14 protein-coding genes are annotated in these 18,758 nt (G+C 73.5%); 12 read left to right on the plus strand and 2 right to left on the minus strand.

The window, feature by feature from the left end:
* Positions 1-155: 155 nt before the first annotated feature.
* Both ELQ39_RS19365 and ELQ39_RS19370 read left to right on the plus strand, forming a co-directional pair.
* A complete protein-coding gene (locus tag ELQ39_RS19365) occupies positions 156-3,899 on the plus strand; it encodes a glycosyltransferase (RefSeq protein ID WP_242593029.1) in 3,744 nt (1,247 codons plus the stop codon).
* The gene (locus tag ELQ39_RS19370) at positions 3,896-5,479 is read left to right on the plus strand and encodes a DUF5719 family protein (RefSeq protein ID WP_242593030.1); all 1,584 of its coding nucleotides are present in this window, start codon (positions 3,896-3,898) and stop codon (positions 5,477-5,479) included. Before ELQ39_RS19365 ends, ELQ39_RS19370 begins: the two co-directional genes overlap by 4 nt.
* A 65-nt stretch (positions 5,480-5,544) precedes the next feature.
* On the opposite strand, the gene ELQ39_RS19375 is transcribed toward ELQ39_RS19370, so the two are convergent.
* Complete coding sequence (locus tag ELQ39_RS19375) at positions 5,545-5,925, minus strand: metallopeptidase family protein (protein WP_225626838.1); 381 nt, start codon at positions 5,923-5,925, stop codon at positions 5,545-5,547.
* A gap of 352 nt (positions 5,926-6,277) precedes the next feature.
* Between ELQ39_RS19375 and ELQ39_RS19380 the strand changes: the two genes are divergently transcribed.
* The 9 genes from ELQ39_RS19380 to ELQ39_RS19420 all read left to right on the plus strand — a co-directional run bounded on the left by ELQ39_RS19380 (position 6,278) and on the right by ELQ39_RS19420 (position 16,202).
* Positions 6,278-6,700, plus strand: coding sequence for a DUF3499 domain-containing protein (locus ELQ39_RS19380; protein ID WP_006134663.1), 423 nt, complete (start codon positions 6,278-6,280; stop codon positions 6,698-6,700).
* A gap of 129 nt (positions 6,701-6,829) precedes the next feature.
* On the plus strand, positions 6,830-8,446 hold the full coding sequence (locus tag ELQ39_RS19385) for an L-lactate permease (RefSeq protein ID WP_242593031.1): 1,617 nt from the start codon (positions 6,830-6,832) through the stop codon (positions 8,444-8,446).
* Between the two features lie 72 nt (positions 8,447-8,518).
* The gene (locus ELQ39_RS19390) at positions 8,519-9,883 is read left to right on the plus strand and encodes a phosphomannomutase/phosphoglucomutase (protein ID WP_242593033.1); all 1,365 of its coding nucleotides are present in this window, start codon (positions 8,519-8,521) and stop codon (positions 9,881-9,883) included.
* Between the two features lie 114 nt (positions 9,884-9,997).
* Complete coding sequence (locus ELQ39_RS19395) at positions 9,998-10,168, plus strand: Trm112 family protein (protein WP_006134660.1); 171 nt, start codon at positions 9,998-10,000, stop codon at positions 10,166-10,168.
* Between the two features lie 58 nt (positions 10,169-10,226).
* A complete protein-coding gene (locus tag ELQ39_RS19400; RefSeq protein ID WP_242593035.1) occupies positions 10,227-11,357 on the plus strand; it encodes an SIS domain-containing protein in 1,131 nt (376 codons plus the stop codon).
* A gap of 83 nt (positions 11,358-11,440) precedes the next feature.
* Entirely contained in the window at positions 11,441-12,592 is a 1,152-nt protein-coding gene (gene manA, locus ELQ39_RS19405; protein WP_242593037.1) for a mannose-6-phosphate isomerase, class I, read from the plus strand.
* A 142-nt stretch (positions 12,593-12,734) separates the two neighbouring features.
* Positions 12,735-13,715, plus strand: coding sequence for a cation diffusion facilitator family transporter (locus tag ELQ39_RS19410; RefSeq protein ID WP_242593039.1), 981 nt, complete (start codon positions 12,735-12,737; stop codon positions 13,713-13,715).
* Between the two features lie 299 nt (positions 13,716-14,014).
* Positions 14,015-15,472 (plus strand): adenosylhomocysteinase, encoded by a 1,458-nt coding sequence (gene ahcY, locus ELQ39_RS19415; protein WP_242593041.1) that lies wholly within the window; start codon positions 14,015-14,017, stop codon positions 15,470-15,472.
* Positions 15,473-15,587: 115 nt separating this feature from the next.
* Positions 15,588-16,202, plus strand: coding sequence for a hypothetical protein (locus tag ELQ39_RS19420; RefSeq protein ID WP_225629578.1), 615 nt, complete (start codon positions 15,588-15,590; stop codon positions 16,200-16,202).
* Between the two features lie 20 nt (positions 16,203-16,222).
* Here ELQ39_RS19420 and ELQ39_RS19425 read toward each other — a convergent pair whose 3' ends face one another.
* Entirely contained in the window at positions 16,223-17,146 is a 924-nt protein-coding gene (locus ELQ39_RS19425) for an RDD family protein (RefSeq protein WP_242593043.1), read from the minus strand.
* 98 nt (positions 17,147-17,244) lie between these two features.
* Between ELQ39_RS19425 and ELQ39_RS19430 the strand changes: the two genes are divergently transcribed.
* Positions 17,245-18,252, plus strand: a complete 1,008-nt coding sequence (locus ELQ39_RS19430; protein WP_242593044.1) for a stage II sporulation protein M — start codon at positions 17,245-17,247, stop codon at positions 18,250-18,252.
* Positions 18,253-18,758: the final 506 nt, after the last annotated feature.

Here is an 18,758-nt window from a genome sequence, read left to right on the forward strand (position 1 = left end):
CAAACGTCACTTAAGGCCCGTCGCCGTTGGGTTGTCCACAGGCGGCGGGCCCCCTTGTTGTGCAGCCGATAGTGTGGTCGCTCGTCCGAGACGCCCCGCCGCCCCCATCGGGCACGGGCGTCCCCACAGTCCACCGAACCGGGGCCCGTACCTCGATGTCCGTGCACAGCCACACGGCAGCCCGTCAGGATTCCGCTGCCGCACCTGAGTTCCCGCGTCACGTGGTGACCGCGGTCCTCGTCTCCCACGACGGCGCCCGCTGGCTGCCGGACGCACTGGCCGGCCTGCTCGGCCAGGAGCGCCCCGTCCAGTCCGTCATGGCCGCCGACACCGGCAGCGCCGACGACTCCGCCCGGCTGGTCTCCGAGGCCCTCGGCGACGACCGCGTCCTGCACCTCGCCCGGCGCACCGGCTTCGGCCAGGCCGTCGAGGAGTGCCACCGCGGCGCCCCGCGCCTCACCCCCGACGACCTGCCGTACCTGAAGCGGCCGAGCGGCTGGGACCCGGCCACCCGCAGCTGGCGCGACGACGCCTACGACCTGCCCGAACTGCCGTACGGCGAACCGGTCGAGTGGCTGTGGCTGCTGCACGACGACTGCGCGCCCGAGCCGGACGCGCTGGCGCAGATGCTGCGCGTCGTGGAGAACGAGTACGAGCTCGGCCGCGAGGACGTCGCCGTCGTCGGCCCCAAGCTCCGCGGCTGGTACGACCGCAGGCAGCTGCTCGAGGTCGGCGTCTCCATCGCCAACTCCGGCCGCCGCTGGACCGGCCTGGACCGCCGCGAGCAGGACCAGGGCCAGCACGACCACGTACGGCCCGTGCTGAGCGTGTCCACCGCGGGCATGCTCGTCCGCCGCGACCTCTTCGAGCAGCTCGGCGGTTTCGACCGGCACCTGCCCCTCATGCGCGACGACGTCGACCTGTGCTGGCGGCTGAACGCCGCCGGCTACCGGGTCCTCGTCGCGCCCGAGGCGGTCGTCCGGCACGCCGAGGCGGCCTCCCGTGAGCGCCGCACCGTCGACTGCGTCGGCCGCACCGCCGCCTCCCCGCACAAGGTGGACAAGGCCGGCGCCGTCCACACCCTCCTCGTCAACACCCGCACCGCCGCCCTGCCCTGGGTGCTCCTCCGGGTCGTCCTCGGCACGCTGCTGCGCACCCTCGCCTACCTGATCGGCAAGGTCCCCGGGCAGGCCGTCGACGAGATCCGCGGCCTCATGGGCGTGCTGCTGCGCCCCGAGCGCATCCTCGCCGGACGCCGCGACCGCGGCACCCCCCAGGTCGACAAGGGCGAGCTGCGGCCGCTGTTCCCGCCGCCCGGCGCGACCGTCCGCGTCACCGTGGAGCAGGTCGCGGGCAACCTTGTCGGACGTTCCGACCCCGAGGCGGTCTCCGGCGCGGGACGGCACGGCAGCGCGATCGAGTCCGGCCCCGGCGGCGACGACGCCGACTTCCTCGAGATCGAGCAGTTCGCCCGTCTCAAGCGCATCGCCCGCCGGCCGGGACCAGTCCTCTTCCTGACGCTGCTGCTGGTCTCGCTGGTGGCGTGCCGTCAGCTCCTCGGCGGCGGCGCGCTGGCAGGCGGAGCCCTGCTGCCCGCGCCCGCCGCCGCGGGCGACCTGTGGGCCCGCTACACCGACGCCTGGCACGCGGTCGGCGCCGGCGGCACCGGCACCGCACCGCCCTATCTGGCGATCGTCGCGGCGCTGGCGACCCTGCTGCTCGGCTCCACCGGCCTCGCCGTCACCGTGATGCTCGTCTGCTCGGTCCCGCTGGCCGGCTTCACCGCGTACTTCGCCTCCCGCCCGCTGGTCGAGTCCCGGCTGCTGCGCGCGTGGGCGGCCGTCGCCTACGCCTTCCTGCCCGCCGTGACCGGCGCCCTGGCCTCGGGACACATCGGCACGGCCGTGCTCGCCGTGCTGCTGCCCCTCCTGGCCCGCGCCGGCATCGCCGCGAGCGGCCTCACCGCCCCCGACGGCCGCGGCAGCTGGCGCGCCACCTGGGCGTACGCGCTGCTGCTCACCCTCACCACGGCCTTCACCCCGATCGTGTGGCCGATGGCGCTGGTCCTCGGCATCGGCGTGCTGGCCCTGCGCAGGGCCGACCTCAAGACCTACGGCCCGCGCTTCCTGGCGCAGTTCGGCAGCCCCCTGCTGGTGCTCGCCCCCTGGTCGCTGTCCCTGCTGCCGTTCGGCTTCTTCCAGGAGGCCGGACTGCCGTTCGGACCGTCGGCCGCGTCCGCGCTCGACCTGCTCGGCGTGAGCCCCGGCGGGCCCGGCACCGGCGGCGGGCTGCTGCTCATCGGCCTGGTCCTCGCGGCGCTGGCCGCCCTGCTGCGCGCCGAGCGCCGCACGGCGATCCTCGCCGCGTGGACGGCCGCCCTGGTGGGCCTCCTCTTCGCGGCCCTGTCCAACGGCTCCGCCTGGGCGGGCCCCGCCACCCTCGTCTACGGCATCGCCCTGCTGGCCGCCGGCACGCTGGGCGCCGACGGCGCCCGCGCGCGCGTCGCCGAGCAGAGCTTCGGCTGGCGTCAGCCGGTCGCCGCGCTGATCGCCCTGGCCTGCGCCGTCGGCCCGCTGGTCCTGGCCGTCGGCTGGATGGTCCGCGGCGCCGACGGCCCCGTCGAGCGGCGCCACCCGGTGCAGGTGCCGGCGTTCGTCGCCGAGGAGAGCGCCACCCGCGACCAGGCCCGCACCCTGGTCCTCGACACCGACTCCGCCGACCGCGTCGACTACGTCCTGGTGCGCGGCTCCGGCGCCCGCATGGGCGACGCGGAGATCGCCGCCCAGGACGGCGAGAACGGACTGCTCGACAAGGTCGTCGCCAACCTCGTCGCCGGTTCCGGCGCCGACCAGGCCGACCAGCTCGGCGGCTTCGCCGTCCGCTACGTCCTGGTGCACCCGGGCGCCCCGCGCGAGGTCACCCGGGTGCTGGACGCCACGCCCGGCCTGAGCCGGCTCAGCCAGCGGGCGGGCGGCGCGCTGTGGCGGGTGGACCGGCAGGTCGCCCGCGCGGCCGTCGTGCCCGCCGGGGGCAAGGGCGAACCGGAGCCCGTGGCCGCGGGCCCGGTCGAGATCCACACCGAGATCGAGGACGGCGCGGAGGGCCGCGTCCTGCGTCTGGCCGACTCCGCCGCGGAGGGCTGGACCGCCACCCTCGACGGCAAGGCGCTCACCCCCACCACGGTCGACGGCTGGGCCCAGGGCTTCGAACTGCCCGCGTCCGGCGGGCGCCTGGACGTCACCTACGACGAGCCGTTCACCCACACCCTGTGGATGTGGGCGCAGGGCCTGCTCGCCGTGGTCCTCGTGGTCATGGCGCTGCCCGGCCGCCGCCGCGACATCGACGACGACCTGCCCGAGGAGGAGCCCGTCCCGGCCGAGGCCATGGCCGGCGAGGGCCGCCGCGCCCGCCGGCTGCGCGCCCAGGCCGAGGCGGAGGCCGCCGCCTCGGCGCCGGCCGACGGCGAGGGCGGGGACGGCATGGACGCCGGCGCCATGGACGCGCCCGGCCCGGACCCGTACGTGACAGGGGGCACGGACGGCGAAGCCGGCATGCCCGCCCCGCCGGAGCACCCCCCGGCGACCGTCCCGCACCAGACCGGCTACGGCGACTGGGACCAGGGGCAGTACGGAAACACCGACTACGACGAGAACGCCTACGCGGCCGCGCCCTACCAGCAGCAGTACCCGGCGGACCCCTACGGCGGACAGCAGTACCCGGCGGAGGGCTACCCGCAGGAGGACGGCGCGTACGACCCGTACGGCTACGGCGCCCCGCAGCAGGGCTACGACCAGACGTACCCGCAGGGATACGACGGGACGGCGTACCCGCAGGGCTACGACACCCCGTACGACCCCCACGGCACGGGCAACGAGCGTCCTGACGGGAGCCAGCAGTGAACCGCACCACCCTGTCCCTGATCGCGGGCGCCACCGCGCTCGCCGCCGTCACCGGTTTCGCCGCGGTCTCGGCGCCCGACCCCGGGGCCGCCGAGCGGCGCACAGGGGCGGCCACCCTGCCCGTGGAGCGCACCGGCCTGCTGTGTCCGCGGCCCAGCACCTCGGACCTGGCCGAGACGACGTACACCTCGTTCACCCCGGTCACGGAGGGCGCGGACGACAAGGGCACGGCCGTGCTCCGGTCGGCCGCGCAGCAGTCGGCCCCGGACGAGGACGCCGAGGGCGAGGACGAGAAGGACGGCGAAAAGGCCGGGAAGGACGAGAACGACGAGAACGACGAGAAGGGCGAGAAGGGCGACAAGGACGCGGTGGAGGGCGACCAGGCCGACAAGCCCGTCCTCCAGCTCGAGGAGCCCGGCAAGCCGGTGACCGCCGAGGCCGACGGCGCCGACGCCCCCGCCCTCGTCGGCACCGCCGACGGCCGCTTCGCGTCCGGCTGGACCGCGCAGCAGACCACCGAGGTCGCCGCGGGCACCGGCCGCGGGCTCCAGGGCGTGGCCTGCTCCGCCGCCGACACGCAGTTCTGGTTCCCCGGCGCCAGCACGGACGACAGCCGCACCGACTACATCCACCTGACCAACCCGGACGACTCCGCGGCCGTGGTGGACGTCGAGCTGTACGGCAAGGACGGCGAGCTGAAGACGACGGTGGGGGAGGGCATCACGGTCAAGCCCCGCTCCGCCGAGCCGGTGCTGCTGTCCACGCTCACCGCCGAGAAGCAGACCGACGTGACCGTGCACGTGGTGGTGCGCAGCGGCCGGGTCGGCGCCGCCGTGCAGGCCCTGGACGACGAGACGGGCGGCGACTGGCTGCCCGCGTCGGCCGACCCGTCGGGCCGCCTGGTGCTGCCCGGCATCCCGAAGGACGCCACGGCCGTGCGTCTGGTCGCGTTCACGCCCGGGGACGCCGACGTCGACCTGAAGGTGCGGCTCGCCGCCCCGTCCGGCCTGATCACCCCGGCCGGCAACGAGACGCTGCACCTCAAGGGCGGTATGACCGCGGCCTTCGACCTGGGTGAGCTCACCCGCGGCGAGGCCGGCTCCCTGGTGCTGACGGCGCCGGACGGCTCCGTGCCGGTGGTGGCGGCGGTGCGGGTGCTGCGCGGCGAGGAGGGCAAGCAGGAGTCGGCGTTCATTCCGGCGGCGCGCCCGGTCGAGACGCGCGCGACGGCGCTGGACAACACCGCCAAGGGCACCACCCTCTCGGTCACCGCGCCCGAGGGCGGCGCCGAGATCAGGGTGACGGCCTCCGCGGGCACCAAGGGCGGCACGCCGCAGACGAAGACGTACAGCATCAGGTCGGGGACGACGCAGGACGTCGAGGCGCCCGTGCCCGCGGGGCTGAAGGGCAGCTACGCGCTGACGGTCGAGACGCGGTCCGGCGGTCCGGTCTACGCCTCGCGCACCCTGGCCTCGACGGAGGGAGGCGTCCCGTACTTCACGGTGCAGGCGCTCCCGGACGACCGGGGCATGGTGGCGGTGCCGGACGCGTCCGAGGACCTGTCCGTCCTCCAGCGGTAGCCGTCCTCAGGGCGGTTGCCGTACGAGGCCCCCGCCCGGTGCGCCGTACGAGGCCCCCCGGTACGTCAGTCCTCGCCGTACCGGGGGTCGACCGTCTCGGGGGTGAGTCCCAGCAGGTCGGCGACCTGTTCGACCACGACCTCGTGGACCAGCGCCGCCCGCTCGTCGCGCCCCTTGGAGCGGATCTCGACCGGCCGCCGGTAGATCACGACGCGCGCGGGGCGGCCGTCACGCGCCGTCACGGTCCCGCCCAGCGGGACCGTCTCGTCCCAGCCGGGCGCGGCAGCGCCGTCCAGCCGGGGGACGTCCTGCACCAGGAAATCGATGTCGGCGAGCTGCGGCCAGCGCCGCTCCAGCCGCTCCACCGAGTCCTGCACCAGATCCGCGAACGTCTCCGCACGGCTGGCGGCCAGCGGCACCTGGGGTGGCGCGATCGGGCCGCGCATGCCGCGGCCGTGGCGATCACGGCGTCGGGGCCCGGGGGCCGCGGAGCGAGGAGTCACGGGGCTGTCCATCACTGCGAAGGGTAGTCGTCGTGCCGCCGCGCCGCCCCACGCCCACGCGCGTTCCGGCCGACCCGCGCGCCATGTCACAACCTGACCATTCCAGCCAAGGTTGGGCTCGATTCCGTATCTCTCCTTGACCGATCACCTCAAGGCATTTGACGGTGTTTATGCCGAGTGGTGACCGGAATCAGAACCGGCCGAAAGCCGCCGTTCCGGCGTACCGCCTGGTCGCAGAGGTGTCTTTCCTTGGGTATGTGGGGCGTTTCACACCCCGACACGGGGGAGTGACCTGGTGGAGAGTCGTCGCGGCCCGCTCAAGAGTGCGGTACCGTCCAACGTCGTGAGCCCTGTACGTCGCTGTTCGCGCACCGCCTGCGGCCGTCCCGCCGTCGCGACGCTGACGTACGTCTACGCCGACTCGACCGCGGTCCTCGGCCCGCTCGCCACCTACGCCGAACCCCACTGCTACGACCTGTGCGCCGAGCACTCCGAGCGCCTCACCGCGCCGCGTGGCTGGGAGGTCGTCCGTCTCCTCGACGGGTCCGCCCCGGCGCAGCCCAGCGGGGACGACCTGGAAGCGCTCGCCAACGCCGTGCGTGAGGCGGCCCGCCCCCAGGAGCGGGCGGCCGGTGCCGGCGGCGGCGCGCGCGGGGCCGACCCGATGGAGGTCGCCCGCCGCGGCCACCTGCGGGTTCTGCGCTCCCCGGACAACTGAGCCGCGCGCTCCGGCCGTCCCGCGATATCCCTTCACCGCACACCCATTGACGCCTGCTTGGCGCGGACACGACCATTCCGGTGACGCAGCGAGAAATCGCTTTCGCATGGCGGAATCCGGGAGGCGCCCGTGTACGTCCAGGAACTGGAACCCGTCGCCGGATCGCTCGGCCTCTCCGCCCTCGTGGCGGCCCTTCCGCTGCTGATCGTGCTGGTGCTGCTCGGCGGTGTCCGGATGAAGGCGCACCTCGCGGGCCTGATCGGCCTGGCGTCGGCCGTCGCGGTGGCCTGGCTGGCGTACGGGATGCCGCTGGACCAGACGCTCTCCAGCGGCGTCCAGGGCGCCGTCTTCGGGCTCTTCCCCATCATGTGGATCGTCGTCAACGCCCTGTGGATCTATCGGATGACGGTCCGCACCCGCCACTTCGACGTCCTGCGCCGCTCCTTCGGCCGGCTCTCCGACGACCCCCGCGTCCAGGCGCTGGTCGTCGCCTTCTGCTTCGGCGCCCTGCTGGAGGCGCTGGCCGGGTTCGGCGCCCCCGTCGCGATCTCCGCCGTGATGCTGGTGGCCCTCGGCTTCGACCCCGTACGCGCCGCCGTCGTCGCGCTGGTCGCCAACACCGCGCCGGTGGCGTTCGGCGCGATGGGCACGCCCGTCGTCACGCTCGCCCAGGTCACCGGGCTCCCGCTGGACTCCGTGGCGTCCGTCGTCGGCCGCCAGACCCCGCTGCTGGCCCTCGTGGTGCCGCTCGTGCTCGTCTGGCTGGTCGACGGCCGGCGTGGACTGCGTGAGACCTGGATCCCCGCCCTGGTGTGCGGCGTCGCCTTCGCCGTGGCGCAGTTCGCCGCCTCCAACTACGTCTCCGCCCAGCTCGCCGACATCGGCGCCGCCCTCGCCGGCGCGGGCGCCCTGATGGCCGTGCCCCGCTCCCGCGTGCCCGCCACCGAGTCCGTACGGGCCTCCGTCCTCACCGGCACCCGCAGCGAGGAACTGGACGCCGACGACCCGCGCGGCGAGGTCGTGCGGGCGTACGCCCCCTACGCGCTGATCGTCGCGATCTTCGCCGTCGCGCAGATCCCGGCCGTCAAGGACTGGCTGGCCGGCGCCACCCGGACCTGGAACTGGCCGCTGCTGGACGTCGCCGGCCCCGACGGCGAGCCCGTCGGCGGCAACACCTTCAGCCTGCCGCTCGTCTCCACCGGCGGGACGCTCGTGCTGCTCGCCGGGCTCGCCACCGCGGCCGTCCTCGGCGTCCACGCGCGCGTCGCGGTCAAGGAGTGGCTGGAGACCGTGCGCGAGCTGCGGTTCGCGCTGCTCACGGTGACCAGCGTGCTCGCCCTCGCCTACGTCATGAACCTCTCCGGACAGGCCGCCACCATCGGCCATTTCGTGGCGGGCGCCGGCGCGGGCCTCGCCTTCCTGTCCCCGGTGCTGGGCTGGTTCGGCGTCGCCGTGTCCGGCTCCGACACCTCCGCCAACGCCCTCTTCGGCGCCCTCCAGGTCACCGCCGCCCAGCAGTCCGGCCTCTCACCCGAACTGCTCGCCGCCGCCAACAGCTCCGGCGGCGTGCTCGGCAAGATGATCTCGCCGCAGAACCTCGCCATCGCCTGCGCGGCCGTCGGACTCGCGGGCCGCGAGGGCGACCTGCTGCGCAAGGTGCTGCCCTGGAGCCTCGGCCTGCTGCTCGTGATGTGCCTGATCGTGGTGGGCCAGAGCACGGCGGTGCTCGGCTGGATGCTGCCGTGAGCCTCCGCGACGGCCGTGCCGGACGCTACGGGTAGTTTGTGGTGACCGACAGGACTTCCGGAAGGGCTGGCCGTGGCTGCTGATCTCTCGCAGATCGTGAAGGCGTACGACGTGCGCGGGGTCGTCCCCGACCAGTGGGACGAGCCGCTCGCCGAGCTCTTCGGAGCCGCCTTCGTGCGGGTGACCTCCGCGACCGCCGTCGTCACCGGCCACGACATGCGCCCCTCGTCGCCCGGCCTGTCCGCCGCCTTCGCCCGCGGCGCGGCCGGCCAGGGCGCCGACGTCACCGAGATCGGCCTGTGCTCCACCGACCAGCTGTACTACGCCTCGGGTGCGCTGGACCTGCCCGGCGCGATGTTCACCGCCTCGCACAACCCGGCGCGGTACAACGGCATCAAGCTGTGCCGCGCCGGCGCCGCCCCCGTCGGCCAGGACACCGGCCTCGCCGACATCCGCGCCCTCGTCGAGGAGTGGAGCGACACGGGCGTCCCCCGGCCGGCCGCCGCCACCGGGACGGTCACCCGCCGCGACACCCTCGACGACTACGCGGCCCACCTGCGCTCCCTCGTCGACCTCACCGGCATCCGCCCGCTGAAGGTCGTCGTCGACGCCGGCAACGGCATGGGCGGCCACACCGTCCCCACCGTCCTCGCCGGACTGCCGCTCACGCTCGTCCCGATGTACTTCGAGCTCGACGGCACCTTCCCCAACCACGAGGCCAACCCGCTCGACCCGGCCAACCTCGTCGACCTGCAGAAGCGGGTCCGCGAGGAGGGCGCCGACCTCGGCCTCGCCTTCGACGGCGACGCCGACCGCTGCTTCGTCGTCGACGAGCGCGGCGAACCGGTCTCGCCCTCGGCCGTCACCGCCCTGGTCGCCTCCCGCGAACTGGCGCGCAACGGCGGCACGGGCACCGTCATCCACAACCTGATCACCTCCCGGTCCGTCCCCGAGGTCGTCCGGGAGAACGGCGGCACCCCCGAACGCACCCGCGTGGGCCACTCCTTCATCAAGGCCGAGATGGCCAGGACCGGCGCCATCTTCGGCGGTGAGCACTCCGCCCACTACTACTTCCGCGACTTCTGGAACGCCGACACCGGCATGCTGGCCGCCCTGCACGTCCTCGCCGCGCTCGGCGAACAGCAGGGCACCCTGTCCGCGCTCGTCGACCAGTACGACCGCTACGCGGGCTCCGGCGAGATCAACTCCACCGTCGACGACCAGACCGCCCGCCTCGCCGCGATCCGCGCCGCCTACCAGGGCCGCGAGGGCATCACCCTCGACGACCTGGACGGCCTCACCGTCTCCGCCGCCGACTGGTGGTTCAACGTCCGCCCCAGCAACACCGAACCGCTGCTGCGGCTGAACGCCGAGGCCCGGGACGAGGCCACCATGATCCGCGTCCGCGACGAGGCCCTCGCCCTGATCAGGCAGTAGTCCCCGAGCCCCGACGGCCGGGGCGGCCACCGCCGGTGGGGACCGCCCCGGACCCGCCGCGCGGCCCCCACCGGCGGTACCCTGACCAGCACATCCACCAGCGAAGGGACCCTCATGCCTCTCGAAGCCGGCCTCCTGGAGATCCTGGCCTGCCCGGCCTGCCACTCCCCCCTCGAGGAGCGGGACACCGAGCTGGTCTGCACCGGCCAGGACTGCGGACTCGCCTACCCGGTCCGCGACGGCATCCCCGTCCTCCTCGTCGACGAGGCCCGCCGCCCGCAGTAGCCGCCGCCGCGCGCCCGGAGCCCCCGCGTACCGCCCCGCCGATCGGAGCCAGTCGCCCATGCTCGACGAATCGCTGCTCGACTCACCGGAGGGCCTCGCCGAGGCCGACCACCGCGCCCTGCTCCGCGGCGCCGCCGAGGCCGGGGCCCGCGTCCGCACCGCGGCACGGCACGCCGCCGAGGCGGGCGTGGGCGACCTGAAGCCCGACGGCCGCCCCCGCGCCGTGCTCATCGCCGGGCCCGGCGCCGCCGCCACCCAGACCGCCGACCTGCTCGGCACGCTGGCCGGCGCCGGCAGCCCCGTCACGCGCCTCGCCCCCACCGGCGTCGCGCCCGCCGCGGGCGCCCTGCGCTGGGAACTGCCGGGCTGGGCCGGGTCCGTGGACCTGCTGCTGATCGCCACCCCGGACGGCACCGAACCGGGCCTGTCCCTGCTCTGCGAGCAGGCCTACCGGCGCGGCCTCACCGTCGTCGCCGTCGCCCCCGCCGGCACTCCGCTCGCCGAGACCCTCTCCGGCAGCCACGGCCTGTGCGTCCCCATGGCCGTCGCGCCCTACGACCACGACGAACCCCTCGCCGCCTCCGCGCCCGGCGTGCTGTGGGCGATGCTCACCCCGCTGCTCGCCCTGCTGGACCGCACCGGCCTGCTCACCGCGCCGCCGGACGCCCTGCAGAAGGTCGCCGACCGCCTCGACACCGTCGCCGAACGCTGCGGGCCCGCCGTCGCCACGTACAGCAACGCGGCCAAGACCCTCGCCGCCGAACTCGCCGACGCGCTGCCCGTCGTGTGGACCGAGGGCGTCTCGGCCGGACCGGCGGGACGGCGCTTCGCCGCCGCGCTCGCCGAGCTGTCCGGCACCCCCGCCGTCGTCGCCGAACTGCCCGAGGCCCTCGCCGCGCACAGCGCCCTGCTCGCCGGACCGCTCGCCGCAGGCGCCGACCCGGACGACTTCTTCCGCGACCGCGTGGAGGAACCGCCCGCCCTGCACGCCCGCGTGGTGCTGCTCCGCGACCGGCCCCTCGGCGGCCTCACCGCCGCCCCCGCCGCCCGCGAACTGGCCCTCACCCACGACACGCCGATCAGCGAGCTGGAACCGGAGGAGGGCGGCGACCTGGAGACCCTCGCGGAACTGATCGCCGTCACCGATTTCGCCGCCGTTTACCTGGCGCTCGCCTCGGCACACCGATGATGCCGAAGACCCCCTGACCCCCGCGCGGACGCCCGGCCCGGCGCGCGCGTACGAGAACCGGCAGAAGGAACGCGAAGAGCCCCATGGACCGCCTCGACAACACCGTCCGCCCCTACGCCTGGGGCTCCACCACCGCCATCCCGCGGCTGCTCGGGACCGAGCCGACCGGCGAACCGCAGGCGGAGATGTGGATGGGCGCACACCCCGGCGCGCCCTCGCGCACCGGCCGGGGCACCCTCGCCGAGGTCATCGACGCCGACCCCGGGCGCGAGCTCGGAGCCGCCGCGGTCGCCAAGTTCGGGCCCCGCCTGCCGTTCCTGCTCAAACTCCTCGCCGCCGGCTCCCCGCTGTCCCTCCAGGTCCACCCCGACCGGGCCCAGGCGCAGGCGGGTTACGAGGACGAGGAGCGCCGTGGCGTCCCCGTCACCGCCCCGCACCGCAACTACAAGGACGCCAACCACAAGCCCGAACTGATCTGCGCCCTCACCGAGTTCGACGGCCTGTGCGGCTTCCGCGACCCGCTGCGCGCCGCCGAACTTCTCGACGGCCTCGGCGTGGACTCCCTGAAGCCGTACGTGGACCTGCTGCACGCCCGCCCCGAGGAGGCGGCGCTGCGCGAGGTGCTCACCGCCGTACTCACCGCCGACCGCGAGGAGATGGCCCGCACCGTCACGGAGACGGCCGCCGCCTGCGACCGTCTCGGCGGCGAGTACGCCCCCTACGCCGGCATCGCCCACCACTACCCGGGCGACCCCGGCGTCATCGCCGCGATGCTCCTCAACCACGTCCGGCTGCAGCCCGGCGAGGCGCTGTACCTCGGCGCCGGCGTGCCGCACGCCTACCTCGACGGCCTCGGCGTCGAGATCATGGCCAACTCCGACAACGTCCTGCGCTGCGGCCTCACCCCCAAGCACGTCGACGTCCCCGAACTGCTGCGCATCGTCCGCTTCGAGGCGGCCGACCCCGGCGTGCTCCGCCCGGAGGCAGGACCGGACGACGAGGAGGTCTACGAGACCCCCACCGACGAGTTCCGGCTCTCCCGTTACGTCCTCCCCGAGGGCGCCCCCGCCCACGACCTCACCCTCGACGCCCCGCAGATCCTGCTGTGCACCGCCGGCGCCGTCCGCGCGGGCGAGCACGACCTGACGCCCGGACAGTCCGTGTTCGTCCCCGCGGGTGAGAAGGCCGAGGTCTCGGGTACCGGAACTGTCTTCCGGGCCACCGTCGTCCTCTGAGCGGTCCATCACGACGACCTGACGCGCCGTCGCCGGGCGGGGCTGCAACAATGGCCCACCGTCACAGCACGGGCGACGGCCCGACGGCAGGCGCACCCGCCTGCCGCGACCTCAACGGCGTACGAAGGGACAACGCGAACACATGAGCGCGTCAGGCGGCACCAAGGCGATCGTGGCGGCACTGGCCGCCAACCTCGCGATCGCGGTAGCGAAGTTCGTGGCGTTCGTCTTCAGCGGCTCCTCGTCGATGCTCGCCGAGTCCGTGCACTCGGTCGCCGACTCCGGCAACCAGGCACTGCTGCTCGTCGGCGGCAAGAAGGCCCAGCGCAAGGCCTCCCCGGAGCACCCCTTCGGCTACGGCCGCGAGCGGTACATCTACGCCTTCCTCGTCTCCATCGTGCTGTTCTCGGTCGGCGGCATGTTCGCCCTCTACGAGGGCTACGAGAAGATCAAGCACCCGCACGAGCTGGAGCACTGGTACTGGCCGGTCGGCGTGCTGGTCTTCGCGATCATCGCCGAGAGCTTCTCCTTCCGGACCGCCATCAAGGAGTCCAACGTCCTGCGCGGTCACCGCTCCTGGAAGGAGTTCGTCCGCCACGCCAAGGCGCCCGAGCTGCCGGTCGTCCTCCTGGAGGACCTCGGCGCGCTCGTCGGTCTGGTGCTCGCCCTCGGCGGCGTCGGCCTGGCCCTCGCCACCGGCGACAGCGTCTGGGACGGCATCGGCACCCTCTGCATCGGCGTCCTGCTCATCCTGATCGCCCTGGTGCTCGCCGCCGAGACCAAGTCGCTGCTGCTGGGCGAGGCCGCGGGCGTCGAGGAGACCCGCAAGATCGAGGCCGCCGTCGTCGACGGCGACACCGTCACCCGCATCATCCACATGCGCACCCTCCACCTCGGCCCGGAGGAGCTGCTGGTCGCCGCCAAGATCGCCGTCCGGCACGACGAGACCGCCGGGGAGATCGCCGCCGCCATCGACGCCGCCGAGTCCCGCATCCGCGACGCCGTGCCGATCGCCCGGGTGATCTACCTCGAGCCCGACATCTACAGCGAGACCGAGGCCGCCAAGGGGCCCGACCCCGAGGCCACGCCCGGCGGCCCCACCCAGCCGGACGCAGCGCACTGACCCACCCCGACATCCCCGTCAGGCCGTTCCCGGACCGCACAGCGGCCCCAGAACGGCCTGATGTGTTCGCGGCCGGACTGGGGACCGCCGGGCGGGTCGGTGTAGCTTGGGACGGAGCCAGACGTCGCTGCTGATGGCGGTCGGGCGGTCCCACCGCGGACCGGCCGAGGGAGAGAGGGCCTCCGACGGACTGCGCTGCGCGTACGCGGGCATGCCTGTGCCCTCCTCGGGCACCCCTGTGTCCGCCGCCGCGCAGACCAGCCGTACCCACCTCGACCCAACCCGAGGAGCAGCCCGTAATGACGACTGTCGACAACCGACAGGACTTCAAGGTCGCCGATCTCTCCCTGGCCGAGTTCGGCCGCAAGGAGATCACCCTCGCCGAGCACGAGATGCCCGGCCTGATGGCGATCCGCAAGGAGTACGCCGACGCCCAGCCCCTGGCCGGCGCCCGGATCACCGGCTCCCTGCACATGACCGTGCAGACCGCCGTCCTCATCGAGACCCTGGTCGCGCTCGGCGCGCGGGTCCGCTGGGCGTCCTGCAACATCTTCTCCACCCAGGACCACGCCGCGGCCGCCATCGCCGTCGGTCCGAACGGCACGCCCGACAACCCGCAGGGCGTCCCCGTCTTCGCCTGGAAGGGCGAGACGCTCGAGGAGTACTGGTGGTGCACCGAGCAGGCGCTGACCTGGCCGGACAGCCCCACCGGCGGCCCGAACATGATCCTCGACGACGGCGGCGACGCCACGCTCCTGGTCCACAAGGGCGTGGAGTACGAGAAGGACGGCAAGGCGCCCTCCCCGGACACCGCCGAGTCCGACGAGCACCGGGTCATCCTGGAGCTCCTCAACCGCACCCTCGCGGAGAACCCGCAGAAGTGGACCCAGCTGTCCTCCGAGATCCGCGGTGTCACCGAGGAGACCACGACAGGCGTCCACCGTCTGTACGAGATGCAGCGTGACGGCACCCTGCTGTTCCCGGCGATCAACGTGAACGACGCCGTGACGAAGTCGAAGTTCGACAACAAGTACGGCTGCCGCCACTCCCTGGTCGACGGCATCAACCGCGCCACGGACACCCTGATCGGCGGCAAGACCGCCGTCGTGTGCGGCTACGGCGACGTCGGCAAGGGCTGTGCGGAGTCGCTGCGCGGCCAGGGCGCCCGGGTGATCGTCACGGAGATCGACCCGATCTGCGCGCTGCAGGCGGCGATGGACGGCTACCAGGTCACCACGCTCGACGAGGTCGTCGAGACGGCCGACATCTTCATCACCACGACCGGCAACAAGGACATCATCATGGCCTCGGACATGGCCAGGATGAAGCACCAGGCCATCGTCGGGAACATCGGCCACTTCGACAACGAGATCGACATGGCCGGTCTGGCGAAGATCCCGGGCATCGTCAAGGACGAGATCAAGCCGCAGGTCCACACCTGGACGTTCCCCGACGGCAAGAAGATCATCGTGCTGTCCGAGGGCCGCCTGCTGAACCTGGGCAACGCCACCGGTCACCCGTCGTTCGTGATGTCCAACTCCTTCGCGGACCAGACCCTGGCCCAGATCGAGCTGTTCACCAAGCCCGACGAGTACCCGACCGGCGTCTACGTGCTGCCCAAGCACCTCGACGAGAAGGTCGCCCGCCTCCACCTGGACGCGCTCGGCGTCAAGCTCACCACGCTGCGCAAGGACCAGGCCGACTACATCGGCGTGAAGGTGGAGGGCCCGTACAAGCCCGACCACTACCGCTACTGAGCCGGCAGCTCCTCACCGAGCCCGAGCCCCGAGGCAGGCCCCCGCACCCCCGTGCCGGGGGCCTGCCCCGTTGTCGGACCGGCGACCGGCCCCGCCCTCACGACCCAGGACCCCCATGCCCCGCGGCCGCTATTCGCTCCACGATCCGCACGATCACACCCCCCTCGCGGACGAACACTTCCAGTGCGCCCCCGGCCCGTCCGGCTGGCGCTACGTCTCCCGGCTCACCGCCCCCGACGGCGGTCACACGGGCTCGGTCGACCTCACCCTCGACGCCCTCGGCCGCCCCCTCCGCCTCGAACTGCACGCCGCGAGCTGGCAGGTCCGCGGCGCCGCCCTCGACGGCGTCACCTGGGTCCGCACCGACCCCACCGGAACTCACGCCACCGAAGGCAATGTGCGCGCCCACGCCTTCACCGGCTCGTCCCCGGCCTTCCTCGTCGCAACCGCCCGTCTCCTGCGCCTCACCCCCTCCGCCGCGGCCACCCGCGTACGCCTCGTCGCCTTCACCGACCCGGTCCTCGCCCCCCGCACCGTGGACCAGTCCTGGGCGCTGGTCGACAGAGAAACACACCCCACTGACAACGGCCCCCTGACCGTGGACGCGTACCAGGTCACGGCCCTGGACACGGGCGAACAGCACACCGTGCACCTGGCCGGCGACGTCGTCCTGTCGGCGCCCGGCGTCGAGCTGGAGGACCTGGACTCACCGCCGTCGGACCTCGGCTGAAGGACTGCCGTCGGCGGCGGTCAGGCGGGCGGCACGAACCCCGTCGCGGGCCGCTCGGCGGACGCACCGGGGGTCTCGCTGTTCGAGCCAGGGGCGACCGGCGACGCCGGCGGAGACACGGGGGTGGGCGAAACGGCGGGCGGCGGCAGCACGGGCCCGCCCCGACCGGGGACAGCGGGAGAGGCCGCGGCCCCTCCGCCGCCGAACGTCCGCTGCGCCTCCCGCGTCTGCCGCTCCTGCAGCACGGCCGCCAGATACATCGCGGGCGGCACCCCCGGAGGCACCGGCGCCCCGGTCCGCCCGGCCACGTCGGACGCCAGCCGCTCCGCCATCGACCAGCCGACCTGCGGATCGAGCTGCCGCATCCGCGTCAGGTACTGCCGGACGGCGAGCCACAGACCGTCGGGCACCGCCGACAGGTCGAGCCCGGAGAAGCGTCCCGCCAACCACGGCGGAGGCGGCGGCACGAAACCGCCCTGCGCGGCCGGCACCCGCTCCCGCACGACCAGCGTCCCCGCGAAGACGTCCCCCAGCCGCCGGCCACGCGCGGACACCAGCGAGGCGATGCAGGCCACGACCCCGAACGTCATCAGGATCTCGATCACCCCGAGCAGCCCCCGCACCAGCGCGTGCCGGAACCGGATCGGCCCGCCGTCGTCCCGCACCACCCGCAGCCCGCACGCCAGCTTCCCGAGCGACCGCCCGTGGGTCAGCGTCTCCACCAGGATCGGCGCCCCCACCAGCACCAGGACGAACGACGCGATCGACACCGCCGTCCGCGCCGCCTCGTCCAGCGAGGCCGTCGCCGCCACCAGACCGAGGGTCACCAGGACGTACACGGTCACGGCCGCCGCCAGGTCCAGCAGCACGGCCAGCCCCCTGCTGGGCAGCTTCGCGGGGCGCAGTTCCAACGCCACCGCCTCGCCCGTCACCAGCTCACTCACGCCCGCCGCCTCTCCTGGGTCTGCCCCGAACACCGCCAGTCTGCCAAGCTGATGGCACATCGCACCGCAGTACGAACAGCCGAGGAGCAGGGACACCGATGGACCTCGACGTCTTCGTCTCCGCCCATCGCGCGGAGTGGGACCGCCTCGACGCCCTGCTCGGACGACGCCGCCGGCTCACCGGAGCCGAGGCCGACGAACTCGTCACCCTGTACCAGCGCGCCGCCACGCACCTCTCGGTGATCCAGTCGGCCGCCCCCGACCCCCAGCTCACCGGCCGGCTCAGCCAGCTGGTCGCCCGCGCGCGCAGCGCGGTGACCGGCACCCGCCGGGCGTCCTGGCGCGATGTCACGCACTTCCTGACCCACGGCTTCCCCGCGGCCGTCTACCGCGCGCGTCACTGGTGGGTGCCGACGGCGCTGATCTCCACGGCCGTGGCCGCGCTGCTCGGCTGGTGGATAGGCACCCACCCCGAGGTCCAGGCCTCCATAGCGGCGCCCGCGGAACTCCGCGAGATGACCCGCCCGGGCGGCCAGTACGAGACGTACTACTCCAGCAACCCGGCGACCTCGTTCGCCGCGCAGGTGTGGACGAACAACGCGTGGGCCGCCGCCCTGTGCCTGATCCTCGGCGTGTTCCTCGGCCTGCCGGTGCTGTGGATCCTCTTCCAGAACATGCTCAACCTGGGGGTCGGCTTCGGCCTGATGTCGTCCGCCGGACGCCTCGACACCTTCCTCGGTCTGGTCCTGCCGCACGGCCTGCTGGAGCTCACCGCGGTCTTCGTCGCCGCCGGCACGGGGCTGCGGCTCGGCTGGACGGTCGTCGACCCGGGCCCGCGCACCCGCCGCACCGCACTCGCCGAGGAAGGCCGGGCCGCCCTCGCCATGGCGATCGGCCTGGCTCTGGTCCTCTTCGTCTCGGGGGCCGTCGAAGGCTTCGTCACCCCGTCGGGCCTGCCCACCTGGGCCCGCATCACCATCGGCGTCGTCGCGGAACTGGCCTTCCTGGCGTACGTCTACATCCTCGGCGGACGCGCCGCTCGCGCGGGTGCCACCGGGGACGTGGAGGCATCCGAGCGAAGCGCCACCGTGCCCACGGCCGCCTGATGTGCGACCGGCCCCGGTGAGCTGCTAGTCTCCTCTTCGCCCCACGGGAGCTGTTGACGCGGCGCCGGTGGGGAGGTAGATTAGAACAGTTGCCTGGAGATGGGGTCTGACCCTGAAGGCAACGGTGAACATCTACTGGCTTCCCGGCGGGACGCAGATTCCGCGGAAGCACCCCCCGATAAGTCGGAATTCGAGGCCGGTCAATCCGCCCCGGAACTTCTGATAAAGTCGGATCCGCCGGAAAGGAAAGCGCGAAAGCGTTGACCTGGAAAGCACCGAGGAAATCGGATCGGAAATATCTGATAGAGTCGGAAACGCAAGACCGAAGGGAAGCGCCCGGAGGAAAGCCCGAGAGGGTGAGTACAAAGGAAGCGTCCGTTCCTTGAGAACTCAACAGCGTGCCAAAAGTCAACGCCAGATATGTTGATACCCCGTCCATCCGGTTCGGATGGTCGAGGTTCCTTTGAAGAAAACACAGCGAGGACGCTGTGAACGTCGGGACTATT

It is taken from the genome of Streptomyces sp. GB4-14, from assembly GCF_022696125.1.
In the GTDB taxonomy this organism is placed as follows: domain Bacteria; phylum Actinomycetota; class Actinomycetes; order Streptomycetales; family Streptomycetaceae; genus Streptomyces; species Streptomyces werraensis.

Bases quoted from the DNA above. Each gene is read 5' to 3' on its own strand.
- ELQ39_RS19365 (WP_242593029.1), top strand. From the start codon at position 156: ATGTCCGTGCACAGCCACACGGCAGCCCGTCAGGATTCCGCTGCCGCA.
- ELQ39_RS19430 (WP_242593044.1), top strand. From the start codon at position 17,245: ATGGACCTCGACGTCTTCGTCTCCGCCCATCGCGCGGAGTGGGACCGC.
- ELQ39_RS19410 (WP_242593039.1), top strand. From the start codon at position 12,735: ATGAGCGCGTCAGGCGGCACCAAGGCGATCGTGGCGGCACTGGCCGCC.
- ELQ39_RS19395 (WP_006134660.1), top strand. From the start codon at position 9,998: ATGCCTCTCGAAGCCGGCCTCCTGGAGATCCTGGCCTGCCCGGCCTGC.
- ELQ39_RS19375 (WP_225626838.1), bottom strand. From the start codon at position 5,925: ATGCGCGGCCCGATCGCGCCACCCCAGGTGCCGCTGGCCGCCAGCCGT.
- manA (WP_242593037.1), top strand. From the start codon at position 11,441: ATGGACCGCCTCGACAACACCGTCCGCCCCTACGCCTGGGGCTCCACC.
- ahcY (WP_242593041.1), top strand. From the start codon at position 14,015: ATGACGACTGTCGACAACCGACAGGACTTCAAGGTCGCCGATCTCTCC.
- ELQ39_RS19420 (WP_225629578.1), top strand. From the start codon at position 15,588: ATGCCCCGCGGCCGCTATTCGCTCCACGATCCGCACGATCACACCCCC.
- ELQ39_RS19400 (WP_242593035.1), top strand. From the start codon at position 10,227: ATGCTCGACGAATCGCTGCTCGACTCACCGGAGGGCCTCGCCGAGGCC.